10 protein-coding genes are annotated in these 13,287 nt (G+C 36.6%); 4 read left to right on the top strand and 6 right to left on the bottom strand.

The window, feature by feature from the left end:
* Positions 1-14 precede the first annotated feature (14 nt).
* The 5 genes from HMPREF9456_RS10715 to HMPREF9456_RS10695 all read right to left on the bottom strand — a co-directional run bounded on the left by HMPREF9456_RS10715 (position 15) and on the right by HMPREF9456_RS10695 (position 5,716).
* Positions 15-1,049 (bottom strand): 2-oxoacid:ferredoxin oxidoreductase subunit beta, encoded by a 1,035-nt coding sequence (locus HMPREF9456_RS10715; protein WP_006843548.1) that lies wholly within the window; start codon positions 1,047-1,049, stop codon positions 15-17.
* A gap of 4 nt (positions 1,050-1,053) precedes the next feature.
* Positions 1,054-2,901 (bottom strand): 2-oxoacid:acceptor oxidoreductase subunit alpha, encoded by a 1,848-nt coding sequence (locus HMPREF9456_RS10710; protein WP_006843547.1) that lies wholly within the window; start codon positions 2,899-2,901, stop codon positions 1,054-1,056.
* 227 nt (positions 2,902-3,128) lie between these two features.
* Positions 3,129-3,797 carry a hypothetical protein gene (locus tag HMPREF9456_RS10705; RefSeq protein ID WP_006843546.1) on the bottom strand — a complete coding sequence of 223 codons (669 nt, stop codon included), beginning with the start codon at positions 3,795-3,797 and terminating at the stop codon, positions 3,129-3,131.
* Between the two features lie 117 nt (positions 3,798-3,914).
* Complete coding sequence (gene glpE / locus HMPREF9456_RS10700) at positions 3,915-4,217, bottom strand: thiosulfate sulfurtransferase GlpE (RefSeq protein ID WP_006843545.1); 303 nt, start codon at positions 4,215-4,217, stop codon at positions 3,915-3,917.
* 44 nt (positions 4,218-4,261) lie between these two features.
* Entirely contained in the window at positions 4,262-5,716 is a 1,455-nt protein-coding gene (locus HMPREF9456_RS10695) for a sodium:solute symporter (RefSeq protein ID WP_006843544.1), read from the bottom strand.
* 564 nt (positions 5,717-6,280) lie between these two features.
* On the opposite strand from HMPREF9456_RS10695, the gene HMPREF9456_RS10690 reads away from it, so the two are divergent.
* Positions 6,281-7,792, top strand: coding sequence for a Do family serine endopeptidase (locus tag HMPREF9456_RS10690; RefSeq protein ID WP_006843543.1), 1,512 nt, complete (start codon positions 6,281-6,283; stop codon positions 7,790-7,792).
* Between the two features lie 226 nt (positions 7,793-8,018).
* On the top strand, positions 8,019-8,879 hold the full coding sequence (locus HMPREF9456_RS10685) for a sigma-70 family RNA polymerase sigma factor (RefSeq protein WP_006843542.1): 861 nt from the start codon (positions 8,019-8,021) through the stop codon (positions 8,877-8,879).
* 91 nt (positions 8,880-8,970) lie between these two features.
* On the opposite strand, the gene rbr is transcribed toward HMPREF9456_RS10685, so the two are convergent.
* A complete protein-coding gene (gene rbr / locus HMPREF9456_RS10680; RefSeq protein ID WP_006843541.1) occupies positions 8,971-9,549 on the bottom strand; it encodes a rubrerythrin in 579 nt (192 codons plus the stop codon).
* A 239-nt stretch (positions 9,550-9,788) separates the two neighbouring features.
* Between rbr and HMPREF9456_RS10675 the strand changes: the two genes are divergently transcribed.
* Entirely contained in the window at positions 9,789-11,489 is a 1,701-nt protein-coding gene (locus HMPREF9456_RS10675; RefSeq protein ID WP_006843540.1) for a SulP family inorganic anion transporter, read from the top strand.
* A gap of 106 nt (positions 11,490-11,595) precedes the next feature.
* Positions 11,596-13,281 carry a B12-binding domain-containing radical SAM protein gene (locus tag HMPREF9456_RS10670; RefSeq protein ID WP_006843539.1) on the top strand — a complete coding sequence of 562 codons (1,686 nt, stop codon included), beginning with the start codon at positions 11,596-11,598 and terminating at the stop codon, positions 13,279-13,281.
* Positions 13,282-13,287 lie beyond the last annotated feature (6 nt).

Here is a 13,287-nt window from a genome sequence, read left to right as displayed (position 1 = left end):
ATATCTAAGTTGTATTATTTCACTTCCCATACATCCTGTTTCATCAGGTAATCTGTAAGCTTACGTACAGGATTTTTAGCTTGTACTTCTTTTACTTGATCTTCTATACCTTGGTCGTATGTTGGCTCTTCTACATCACGAATAACACCTAATGCTAGAGGTAAGCCATTTTGAGGAGACATCAATCCTAGTTTTAGGTGTAATGTGTCATCCTTAGTAGTAGCGTCATGCACCAAAATATCATCGATTGTATAACCATTCTGACCGATTATTACATCTTTGATTTGCCAGCCATCAATTACCAATCCTTTATCTTTGTTTGCACCGAACAGCATTTTTTCTCCATGTTTAAGCAAGATGGTACGTTCGGCTCTCCATGCTCTGTCTACAACATTATCATGGATTGCATCGTTGAATATTACACAATTTTGCAATATCTCTACAACAGATGTTCCTTTATGCTTTGCAGATAAAGTCAGAACTTCAGTCGTGTTAGCTAAATCGACATCTATACAACGAGCAAAAAAGGTTCCACGTGCTCCCAGTGCTAATTCTACGGGGTGGAATGGATCTTCTACTGTCCCAAAAGGAGAAGACTTGGAAACAAATCCTCTGTCAGATGTTGGTGAAAATTGCCCTTTTGTTAAGCCGTAAATCTTATTATTTAGTAGCAATATGTTAATATCTACATTGCGGCGCACAGCATGTATGAAGTGGTTACCTCCAATCGCCAAGCAGTCGCCATCACCGGTAGCAAGCCAAACCGATAGTTCCGGCTTTGCCGTTTTAACACCTGTAGCAATAGCAGCTCCACGTCCGTGAATGGTATGAAACCCATATGTATTCATATAGTAAGGCAGGCGAGAAGAGCATCCGATACCTGATATAACAGCTGTTTTATGAGGTTCTATGCCTAACTCAGCCATTGCTTTATGCAAACAATTGAGAAGAGCATGGTCTCCGCATCCCGGACACCAACGTACATACTGATCGCTTTTATAATCTTTAGCCTGATGAGAAGAGGCCATTTTTAAATTTACATCTATCATAATTTTACTCTCCTAACTTCTTAGTGAATGCTTCAATCAATTCGGAAACAGCGAATGGCTGTCCTTCCACTTTGTTGTAACGTGATACTTGCAATCCGGGGATTTTGTCCACCAAATAGCCTGCGAATTGACCGTTGTTTAACTCTGCAACAATAATATTTTTAAATTTACGGAGTATCGACTCTGTATTTTTAGGTAATGGACTAATAAACCGGAAATGAGCTAAAGCCACTTTATGCCCGAGGGTATTCATTTTTTCAACAGCTTCTCGCAAATGTCCGTATGTTCCACCCCATCCAATAACCAACAACTCTGCATCTTCTCCGCCAATTAGCTCCAGTTGTGGGATTATATCCGCCACTTTATCTACTTTTTGCTGTCTGACATCAGTCATTTTTTGATGGTTGGCTGCGTCGGTAGAGATAGCTCCGGTCTTAAAGTCTTTTTCGAGCCCACCAATGCGGTGTGTATAACCCTCTAAGCCTGCTTCAGCCCAATAGCGAACCATTGTTTCGTCATTACGTAAAGCACTATTCCATTCGTTGCCTGTGTATTGTGATATGTCATGCGGAGTTATTGCCGGATATTGGTCTAAGTCTGGAATACGCCATGCCGAAGAACCGTTTGCTATATAACCATCTGTTAACAGGATCACAGGCATAACACGCTCTAATGCGATCTTAGATGCCCAATAGGCCATATCAAAGCAATCTGTAGGACTCGCTGCTGCCAGTACTACAATAGGACTTTCGCCATTGCGGCCATATAGTGCTTGTCTGAGATCGGTTTGTTCTGTTTTAGTTGGTAGGCCTGTAGATGGGCCTCCTCGTTGAACATCGATAACAATAAGTGGCAATTCGGCCATTACAGCCAACCCTATAGCTTCACCTTTGAGGGCTAAACCTGGTCCGGATGTGGATGTAACTGCTAAGTTACCCGCAAAACTGGCACCTATAGCCGTACATACACCGGCTATTTCATCTTCTACCTGAATTGCTTTAACTCCTAATTGTTTAAATTTAACGAGTTCTTGCAAAATGTCTGTTGCCGGAGTAATTGGGTATGAGCCCAAGAACAGCGGTTTCCCTGAATTCTCGGAAGCAGCAATCAATCCATATGCTGTTGCTGTATTTCCATTAATATCTATATAATATCCTTTGTCGATATTTACTGTTTCTACCCTATATGAAGAGATAGACATATTGGTATTATGTCCGTAATTAAATCCATCAGCTAATACTTTAAGATTTGCTTCTACCAAAATCGGTTTCTTTGCAAATTTGTTAGAAAGTATATGGTTAGCCACATCCAATGGACGATTAAATAACCAACATACAAGTCCTAATGCAAACATATTTTTACTTCTGACACGAGATTTCATATCCATTTCCATGCCTTCGAGACTACTCTTTGTTAGAGTTGTTATCGGCACGGAGATTATCTGCTGTGTTGTCAGTCCTAATTCTGTAAATGGATCTTCTGTAGCAAATAGAGCTTTTTCCAAATCACGTTTTCCGAAAGAGTCTGTGTCGATAATTATAACAGAATCTTTTTTCAACGATTTGGCGTTTACTTTCAAAGCAGCAGGATTCATTGCAACCAACACATCAGACATATCACCTGAGTTGTATATTTGGTTACCTAAATGTACTTGAAAGCCTGAAACTCCATACAGAGTACCTTGAGGTGCTCTAATTTCTGCAGGAAAATCGGGGAATGTAGCTATCTGATTTCCAAAGATAGCAGAGAGGTTTGAGAAAATGGTTCCGGTTAACTGCATACCATCTCCCGAATCGCCAGAAAAACGTACGACTATGTCTTTTACGTCCTTAATTTTTACTGTGTTTTGCATTACTTACTTTAATAACAGATAGTATTTATTTAATCTTAAACAAAGGAAAAAAGTATTCATGAATAAACAAACTTATTTATATGAAAAATATCAAAATAATACTACTTTGTTAATAAAACTTTTCTATGTTCGGATAGGCTAAACTAATAGAATTCTTATATTTAAAAATAAATTACGTTTTTCTATATTTTTTAGAGAAAAAGCATAATTGGAATTCCGTTTTTATATCATTCAACAAATTGAGAACAATATTCAACCGCCTTTTTTACATCTTCAATATTTTTGAAGTCAAGATTTGATTCCTTTAGTTGCCCTTTTATCTCAAGCTCGTGCTTTTTAAATATTTTTGCTAAAGAGTCAAAAGAGTTGAATTTGTGGAACTTCCCTTTTATTTTTAAAAGATATGAATTTTTAGGTTGCTTTACAACGTCTTTACCTAACACCAAATCAGGGGTGTGACCATTGAAGTCCTGATTTATATTTTTCATTTCAGTAGAGGAGTTGTTGACAGACCTCATGCCATAAGCTCCTGTTTTACCTTTAGCTATAAAACTAGAATGCCATCTTATATATAAGGGTAAGGTTTCTGAATTAAGTTTTACTTTTTCATAAAACTCATCGTTTTTTATATGCTCAAAGACTCGGTCATTGATATTAATAAAGGATATAAGAGATGGGTTTGCTAGCTCCATAATGAGGTTATTATCTCCCATAAATACCATTTTCCCTGTAAGTATATCATAATTGAAGGAGGCTGTAGTTGTGCTTCCCTTCTTGTATATTACTTTTCCTTTCTCAAATTTTTCAAATAAAAATTTAGAACCCGAGTCATCTTGTGCATATGACAATATCGGCAGAAGTATCAGGTATAGAATTGTAAAATGTTTATTTTTCATGGATTGGGTTGTTTTAAATTAATAATATGAATACCACACATTCAATATACATAAGCAGCTTAGAATGTGTGCGAAGATCTTGGCTTGAAAAGCTGTAAACTTAGCTTTTTTTATTTCTTATTCTTTCCATTCTTTCCATTCTTCATATCCTCCATCAATACTATATACATCTGAGAATCCGTGTTGCGATAAAAAATCTGCTGCAAGTTGGCTACTGTTACCATGGTAACAAATTACCAATACCGGAGTATCTTTTTCGGTCTCGGATAGAAATTTAGGTAAGGATGATTGAGAAAGATTTATTGCTCGATCATCATGAGAAAGGCTGAAGCTTAGCTCATCTCTAATGTCTACAAGTACTGCGTGATTCTCATCCAATAATGCTTTAGCTTGAGAGGGATTGATATGTTTAAATGCCATAATAGTCTACATCTTTTAATTTTATATATATTACTATAACAAAACTATACAGATGTTGTTTGTTTATCGTGCTTCAGGCACAATAAACCAATAGCGGTTAACAGTCCGTTAAGTAATAATATTTCATATCCTACCGTGTAAGAAAATAACCTTAGGGAAAGAAATTCAATGAGATAGCTTAGTGCGGGTGCGAGTATGCATATATATGGCACATACCTATCTCGTATGCTAACTTTTGAGAAAAGACCGAAGAAGAATAAGCCAAGCAATGGGCCATAAGTATATGATGCTACTTTGTAAATTGTGTCCAATACGTTTTCTTGATGAATAGAATTTATGATAAGGATCACCAGTAAAAATGCCAAACTAACGAGTTGATGTACTCTTTTTCTTGTCTTCTTTGCTTGCTCGTCATTATCTCGTTTGATATTAAGGATATCTATACATACGGATGTTGTTAATGCGGCTAATGCCGAATCAGCACTGGAGAAGGCAGCTGCAATTATACCGATAGTGAAAAATATAAGTACGGGAAATCCTAAATATTCGGTTGCCATTACGGGCAATATTTGATCGGAGTGTTCGGGTAGGGTGATATTAAATTGGCTCGCAAACAATAGCAGCAAGACTCCTAATGATAAAAATAGAAGATTGATAGGGATAAATGCAAATCCGTATGTGATCATGTTTTTTTGTGCATCTTTCAGGTTCTTGCATGTTAAGTTCTTCTGCATCATATCCTGATCGAGTCCTGTCATTACAATTGTAATGAATATTCCGCTAAGGAATTGTTTGAAAAAGTTTTGACGGGAAGCCCAATCGTCAAAAACAAATATGCGGGAGTGTTCGTTATTGCTGATCACATTCACTGCTTGTGATATATCTAAGTTCATCTTTGATGCAATCTGCCATATAATGAGTATAACACCCAGTATCAGAGATGAGGTTTGTAGTGTGTCTGTCCATATAATGGTCTTGATACCACTGCGAAATGTATATGCCCAGATAAGTAGAATGATACCGGTAACAGTTGCGAAAAATGGAATATTCCATTGATCGAAAACAAGAGTTTGCAATATAATAGCTACTAGATATAGGCGTGCGGCAGCCCCGATGATTTTAGATAAGATAAAAAAGAATGCCCCCGTTTTATAAGAATAAAAGCCAAAACGCTTTTCCAAATAACCATATATAGTCGTCAGATTTAGCTTGTAATATAGGGGAAGTAATATAAAGGCTATTATGAAATATCCAACAGTAAACCCAAACACCATTTGCATGTATGTCATATCAAATTTACCTACCATTCCCGGAACAGACACAAAGCTTACTCCCGAGATGGATGTGCCAATCATAGCTATGGCAACTACAAACCAAGGAGATTGCCTGTTTCCTAAAAAGAATGCTTCATTATCGCTACTTTTTTTACTTACAAAATGAGAAATAACTAACAGCGTTGTAAAATAGACTGCAATAATAACAAGTATGTAGATTCCCATAAGATGATTTGCTATATATTCATTATATATTCCTGTAAAACGATTCTATGTAAACAGTATTGCTTATATATTCAACGTCAGTCATCTTTATATTTGCCAATGTAGAGAAACATACTGAGAAGTGACAATTTGACATAGGTTTATATCTGAATCAATTTTTAAGTTTTACTTAAAATAATTATGCAGGGCTAAAGGTAAGAAATAAAGAACTTGAAAATAATTCGGTGGATATGTTTTTTCTAAAAATGACTATTAATAAACAAGTATATGAATGAAAGCCTATGTTATTATATTGCAGAGAACCTCCTGATTTTGTGTCTGGTTGTTCTTATCCCTTAAACTGATTGATAAACTAGGCGATTTGTGATAAAAAAGGACATTATAACTTTATAAATCAGACAAAAAGTCTGCCCCAATTGTTAAAATAATAATAAAGGATTTTTACTCGGTTAAAAGTGTTAAAAAATAGTCTTATCTTGTATCAAGTGTACAGTTTTTGTATTTAAATTTGAAAATAAATTGAATGATAATAATCAGTTATTAAATAATTAAAGATACTTGCATATGAAAAAGATTTGGAAAAATATTTCAACCTATGCGTTGGTTGCATTAGTGAGTATAGGTGCTACTTACGGTATGTATACTTTTATGGATCATCGTAGAGGATATAGCTCATCCGATTTTTATAATTATGGGGGAGAGTTCAATCAAAAAGGTGTTCATTTGGCGAGCTTGACAGCGGAAGGATACCCTGATTTTACTAAAGCGGCTGAAAACTCGGTACATGCAGTGGTGCATATAAAATCAACAGTAAAATCTCAGGCTCCTGTACAAGGACGTCAAAGAGCAATTGATCCATTCGAATATTTCTTCGGATTTGGGGATAGAGGACAGGATTTTGGTACTCCCCAGCCTAGTGTAGGCTTTGGCTCGGGTGTTATTATCTCAAAAGATGGTTATATTGTTACTAACAATCACGTGATTGACAAGGCAAATGAGATAGAGGTTACATTGAACGACAATAGGAAGTTTACAGCTAAGCTAATAGGTACAGACCCGCAGACAGATATTGCCTTGCTGAAAATAGAAGGGAATGATTTTCCATATATACCATTTGGTAATTCAGATAACTTGAAAGTAGGAGAATGGGTGTTGGCAGTAGGGAATCCTTTCAACCTGACATCTACAGTAACCGCCGGAATTGTAAGCGCTAAAGGTCGTGGAGGTATCGGTGCAAATAGTGGAGATATCCAATCGTTTATACAGACAGATGCTGCTATTAATAGAGGAAACAGTGGTGGTGCGCTTGTAAATACAAACGGAGAACTAGTCGGTATCAACACTGCCATCTATTCACAAACTGGTGACTTTGCCGGATATGGTTTTGCAGTTCCTATCTCTATCGCAGGAAAAGTTGTAGCAGATATAAAAGAATACGGGACTGTGCAACGCGCAGTGCTGGGTGTTATGATTCAGGATATTTCTGTAGCGAAGGAAGCTAATCCGGACAAAACTAAAGGCCTTAAAGCAAATGAAGGTGCTTATGTTGGTGGTTTTGCAGAAATGAGTCCGGCCAAACAAGCAGGATTAGAGGAAGGTGATGTGATTACAGCTATCAATGGCGTGAAGGTTAAGGGAGTGAGTGAACTTCAAGATCAGGTAAACAGGTTCCGTCCGGGAGATAAGGTAAAAGTAGATATAATCCGAGGAAGCTCTACTAAGACTTATGATGTTACACTTAAAAATAGTTCGGGCAATACATCTGTAGTCAAAAAAGGCGACGGTATAGCTGCTGTAGGTGCTGCCTTCAAAGAGCTATCGGCTGACAAGAAGAAAGACTTAGGCGTAAGCTATGGTGTTGAAGTAGCAGGTGTAGACAATGGTGGTAAATTCTACAAAGAAGGAATAAGCAAAGGTTTTATTATTCAGAAGATAAATAATCAACCTGTATCATCTCCAAGTCAGGTAGAAAACATTATCACATCAACAGCAGGCAGTCAGGATAAAGTATTGTTTATATCCGGAATAACCCCATCCGGTGCAAGGAAATATTATGCGGTAGATCTTAGCGAATAAGTATCATATTCGTATTAAAATATAAATAACGCTTAAGTTCAAAACAATAATGTTACTTAAGCGTTATTTATATGTATAAACTTTATGAAGTACAAAATAATATTCTTTTTAATAAGTACTATTTAAGCCATTCAACAATAAAACCAGACTGTTGATGGTGACTATCTAGTATTTTTTTACTATATTTGCAAACATTTTTGGGGTATTTTATTATACATATCTGTATATGAGGCAGTTAAAGATTACAAAGTCAATTACTAATCGCGAGAGCGCGTCATTAGACAAGTATTTACAAGAAATTGGTCGTGAAGATCTAATTACGGTCGAGGAAGAAGTAGAGTTAGCGCAGGCTATTAAAAAAGGTGACCGAGCAGCACTCGAAAAACTTACAAGAGCCAATCTTAGATTTGTGGTATCTGTTGCAAAACAATATCAGAATCAGGGATTAAGCTTGCCCGACTTAATTAATGAGGGAAATTTGGGACTAATCAAAGCTGCGGAAAAATTCGACGAAACCAGAGGGTTTAAATTTATCAGTTATGCGGTATGGTGGATTCGCCAATCTATATTGCAAGCTTTAGCGGAACAATCGCGTATCGTACGCCTTCCGCTCAACCAGGTAGGCTCGCTGAATAAGATCAGCAAGGCATTTTCTAAGTTTGAGCAGGAAAACGAACGCAAGCCATCGGCAGAAGAGCTAGCAGAGCAATTAGATATACCGGTTGATAAAATCGCCGATTCGCTAAAAGTTTCAGGACGACACATTTCTATGGATGCTCCTTTCGTTGAAGGAGAAGACAACAGTCTGTTAGACGTACTTGTAAATGATGACGCCCCAATTGCAGACCGTAAGTTGATAAACGAATCGCTCCAGCAGGAGATCGAACGTGCATTATCAACATTGACAGAAAGGGAAAGTGAGATTATCAAAATGTTCTTCGGTATTGGGTATCAAGAAATGACCCTTGAAGAAATTGGTGATAAGTTTCAATTGACACGTGAGCGTGTACGTCAAATTAAGGAGAAAGCAATTAAGCGTTTAAGACAAAATTCAAGAAGTAAATTATTGAAGAGTTACTTAGGCTAAAAATAAATAGTCGAGTATTTAAAATTATAAAGGGAACTAGTAAAACTAATTCCCTTTTTTCTTTTTTGCGAAATCTAATTAAAATTTCTGTTTAGAAATTCCATTTAAGTGGTTCGAAATAAGCTTGTGGGTGAAGGCAAGCAGGACAGGTCTTTGGTGCTACCTTGCTTTTGATCACAAAACCACAGTTGCGGCATTGCCAGTCGATAGCTTCTTCGCGAGAGAAAACACCATTACTCTGTACACGAGCCAATAGAGCTTTGTAGCGATCTTCGTGCATGTTTTCTACTTTTGCTATCATTCGGTACATTACTGCAATTTCTTTGAATCCTTCTTTCTCTGCTATTTCAGCAAATGCAGGGTAATCAATAGCCCATTCTTCATGTTCTCCGGCTGCCGCTTCAATTAGATTTTCTTCGGTAGTACCAACTTTTCCGGCAGGATACATAGCTGTTATTTCAACCATACCGCCTTCTAGAAATTTAAACATACGTTTTGCATGCTCTTTTTCCTGATCTGCTGTTTCAAGGAATATGGCTGCTATTTGCTCATATCCTTCTTTCTTAGCAGTGCTTGCAAACATTGTATAACGCATTCTTGCCTGAGATTCTCCGGCAAAAGATTTCAGTAGGCATTTTTCTGTTTCTGTGCCTTTAATACTTTTTTCCATAACTTTGATGATAGTTTTAAAAAAATGATTTTTACAAATTTAATATTTAAAATCCTTTTCTAAGAAAGAATTCAAATGATTTTATACCTTTGTGCCCTGAAAATTGAACATCAGGACTTGTTATTGTATCGTTGGAAGAGATTATATAAGTACTTCTAAATGTTATAATTTCAGAATGTTATATTTTTTATGTATTTTATAGCAAATAATAAATCACATTAATCCATTCCTCGTTTGTTATGAAAAAAGATTTCCTAAAAGACTTTACTCCTCAGCTATTTATTTCCTTAAGAACATACAATAAAGAAAAATTCATAAACGACCTGATGTCTGGCCTTATAGTCGGCATTGTTGCCCTGCCTCTTGCTTTGGCTTTTGGTATAGCATCGGGTGTTACTCCCGAAAAGGGTATTATAACCGCCATTATTGCCGGATTTATTATATCGTTCATGGGTGGAAGTCGGGTACAGATTGGGGGACCAACAGGAGCTTTTATCGTTATTGTATATGGAGTTGTTCAAACCCATGGCATCAAGGGACTTATTATTGCAACTATTATCTCGGGTGTTATACTCGTCCTTTTAGGTGTGTTTAAGCTAGGGAAGATTATAAAATTTATACCATATCCTATTATTGTAGGTTTTACAAGCGGTATCGCCGTTACTATATTTACAACCCAGATAGCAGATGTTTTCGGATTGAACTTTGGCGGTGAAAAACTACCCGGAGATTTTATTGGAAAATGGATAATGTATTTTAAATATTTTGGAACGATCAACTGGTGGAATACACTTATCAGTATAGCCAGTATATTTATAATTGTAATGACTCCCCGCATTGTGAAAAAGGTTCCGGGGTCGCTCGTCGCAATTTTAATAATAACAGTAGTTGTATATCTATTAAAAACGTATGTCGGCATAGAAGTGATAGATACTATTGGGGATCGCTTCAGAATAAAGGCCGAAATTCCCGATGCAGAAATTCCGGTCATTAATATGGCTGCAATTATAGATTTGTTACCTGTTGCTATCACTATAGCGATGCTTGGTGCTATAGAATCTCTTTTGTCGGCGACGGTTGCAGATGGTGTGATCGGAGGGGAGAAGCATAATTCAAACACTGAGCTTATAGCGCAGGGAGTGGCGAATATTGTGACACCTTTGTTTGGTGGTATACCTGCAACAGGAGCTATTGCTCGTACGATGACCAATATTAACAACGGAGGACGAACTCCTATCGCCGGAATCATACATGCAGTGGTATTGTTGCTTATTTTACTTCTGTTTATGCCCTTGGCTCAATACATCCCCATGGCTTGTCTTGCCGGAATACTTGTTATTGTATCATACAATATGAGTGAGTGGCGTACATTCAAATCTCTTTTGAGAAATCAGAAGTCGGATATTGCCGTATTGTTGATTACATTCTTCCTGACGGTAATATTTGACCTTACGGTAGCTATAGAGGTTGGACTACTATTAGCTGTTGTATTATTCTTGAAGCGAATAAATGAGGTTTCACAAGTGTCTGTTATAAAAGATCAACTAGACTTGACAGACGAAAGTGAATTTACGCAAAATGAAGAGATACTATCATTGCCCGAAGGCGTTGAAGTATATGAAATAGATGGGCCGTTTTTCTTTGGTATAGCTAACAAGTTTGATGAAAGTATGCGTGAGATTGGCGAAAGCTCCAAGATAAGAATTATTCGGATGCGTTTGGTTCCATTTATAGATTCTACCGGATTGCACAACTTGACTGGTTTATGCCGTAAATCGATGAAGGACGGAATACAAGTTGTACTGTCTGGAGTAAGGCCCGAGGTGCATGCTATGATAGAGAAGTCGGAAATTCCCAATATGATAGGAGAAATAAATATTTGTGATAACATAAACATTGCTATTGAAAGAGCAAAACAGATTCTCGAAAATGAAGATTAGAGCTTGCAAGACTCAATCGATCATCAGAGGGTAAGGTATATTGTTTAATTGACGATGTTACGCACGATGTATAAATGTATTATGAGTTAATCATAGTATCTACATAATGAAAGTATTACTAACCACGCTCAATGCTAAATATATACATACTTCGCTTGCTCTGCGATGGCTGTATGTAGCCAACAAAGATAAATTCGATATCTCGTTTAAGGAATATGTAATAAAAGAAGACGTAAATACAATTGTAGACGATCTTTTATTACAAAAGCCAGATGTTGTTGGTATCAGTGTATATATATGGAACGTGGAAAAGGTGAAACTTTTGATTGATTTAATCAAAGAAAAAAGTCCACAAACCATTATAATTATAGGAGGCCCCGAGGTTACTTATGAGCCTGATTATTTTATTGAAAATTGGGATGTCGATTACCTGATTAGCGGAGAAGGTGAATTTGTACTAGGTGAATTGCTTACGGCTATAAGCACTAATCGTGAACCCGTTATAGATGGCATATCGAAGAAAGGTTCGGTAAGTAGGATTGTCGCTAAAGCTGATTTAGAGAAACTGGCTTCTTTGCCCTCTCCATACCAACTGGAAGAAGATAAGGAAAATATGAAAAACAGATTGCTGTATTTCGAAACATCTCGAGGCTGTCCTTATCAGTGTCAATACTGCTTGTCTTCGCTCGAAAAGGGAGTCCGTTATTTCCCTCGGCATCATATTGTTGAAAATCTTTCTTATTTTATCGGGAGTAATGCCAAACAAATTAAATTTCTTGATCGGACCTTTAATCTCAATAAAGAACATACTCAATTTGTTTTTGATTTTTTGATTGATAATTATCGTCCCGGTTTAAGTTGTCAGTTTGAAATATATGCTGACCTCCTCACTGACGAATCAATAAATTACCTCAATAAAAACTTACCGGAAAACTATTTCAGATTCGAAATAGGTATCCAATCTACCTACGAACCTACTAATATTGCTGTAAAGCGTAAGCAGAATTTTGAATTGCTGGCAGGTAATGTACAAAAGCTGATGGATGGAGGTAAAATAGACCTGCACTTAGACCTTATCGCCGGATTGCCTTACGAGACTTATGAGCGGTTTGTAAAGTCGTTTAATGATGTGTTTCGCCTGAAGGCAAAAGAACTTCAACTTGGCTTTCTAAAGATGCTTAGGGGTACATTCCTTAGACGTAACGCCGATAAGTATGGATACAAATACAGCCTTTTAGCACCTTACGAGATAGATTCGAATGATGATATTACCCACGAAGAACTGGAACGTATCCATGATGCCGAGCATGCTCTCGAGAAATATTGGAATAGCGGAAAGTTTAGCCGTACCATGCAGGTGTTGACTGACACGTATTATAAAGATCGTTACTTCGAGCTATTTGATGAAATAGGGCAGTATTATAATTTACATAACCTTCCGCATCATGGTTATCGGTTAGAAGATATATTTTTGTTTTTGCACAACTTCTTATTATCACGAGGTATTGATTTGTTTACAGAACTAAGAACAGACTATTATTGTAACTTTAAGATACGCCCACATGGATTTTGGGACGATAAAATAGAAAAAAGAGAAAGAAAGCAACTGTTGTATCAAATTGGAAATGACAAACCATTTTTACAAAAATACGGATTGAATAGAAAAATCATAGAAAAGCAAACCGCTATTGATATTGTAGAAAATCGTGATAAAGAATATTTATTGACAGTTTTTCTTCAAAAAAATAATAGTGTAGAGCACTTGTTTCTTTCCTATATTTTTAAAGAATAATATTAT

Source organism: Dysgonomonas mossii DSM 22836 (genome assembly GCF_000213575.1).
Classification (GTDB): Bacteria; Bacteroidota; Bacteroidia; order Bacteroidales; family Dysgonomonadaceae; genus Dysgonomonas; species Dysgonomonas mossii.
Note: the sequence above shows the minus strand (reverse complement) of the source record. Positions and strands in the feature narration are given on the sequence as shown.

Bases quoted from the DNA above. Each gene is read 5' to 3' on its own strand.
- HMPREF9456_RS10715 (WP_006843548.1), bottom strand. From the start codon at position 1,049: ATGATAGATGTAAATTTAAAAATGGCCTCTTCTCATCAGGCTAAAGAT.
- HMPREF9456_RS10710 (WP_006843547.1), bottom strand. From the start codon at position 2,901: ATGCAAAACACAGTAAAAATTAAGGACGTAAAAGACATAGTCGTACGT.
- HMPREF9456_RS10705 (WP_006843546.1), bottom strand. From the start codon at position 3,797: ATGAAAAATAAACATTTTACAATTCTATACCTGATACTTCTGCCGATA.
- glpE (WP_006843545.1), bottom strand. From the start codon at position 4,217: ATGGCATTTAAACATATCAATCCCTCTCAAGCTAAAGCATTATTGGAT.
- HMPREF9456_RS10695 (WP_006843544.1), bottom strand. From the start codon at position 5,716: ATGGGAATCTACATACTTGTTATTATTGCAGTCTATTTTACAACGCTG.
- HMPREF9456_RS10690 (WP_006843543.1), top strand. From the start codon at position 6,281: ATGAAAAAGATTTGGAAAAATATTTCAACCTATGCGTTGGTTGCATTA.
- HMPREF9456_RS10685 (WP_006843542.1), top strand. From the start codon at position 8,019: ATGAGGCAGTTAAAGATTACAAAGTCAATTACTAATCGCGAGAGCGCG.
- rbr (WP_006843541.1), bottom strand. From the start codon at position 9,549: ATGGAAAAAAGTATTAAAGGCACAGAAACAGAAAAATGCCTACTGAAA.
- HMPREF9456_RS10675 (WP_006843540.1), top strand. From the start codon at position 9,789: ATGAAAAAAGATTTCCTAAAAGACTTTACTCCTCAGCTATTTATTTCC.
- HMPREF9456_RS10670 (WP_006843539.1), top strand. From the start codon at position 11,596: ATGAAAGTATTACTAACCACGCTCAATGCTAAATATATACATACTTCG.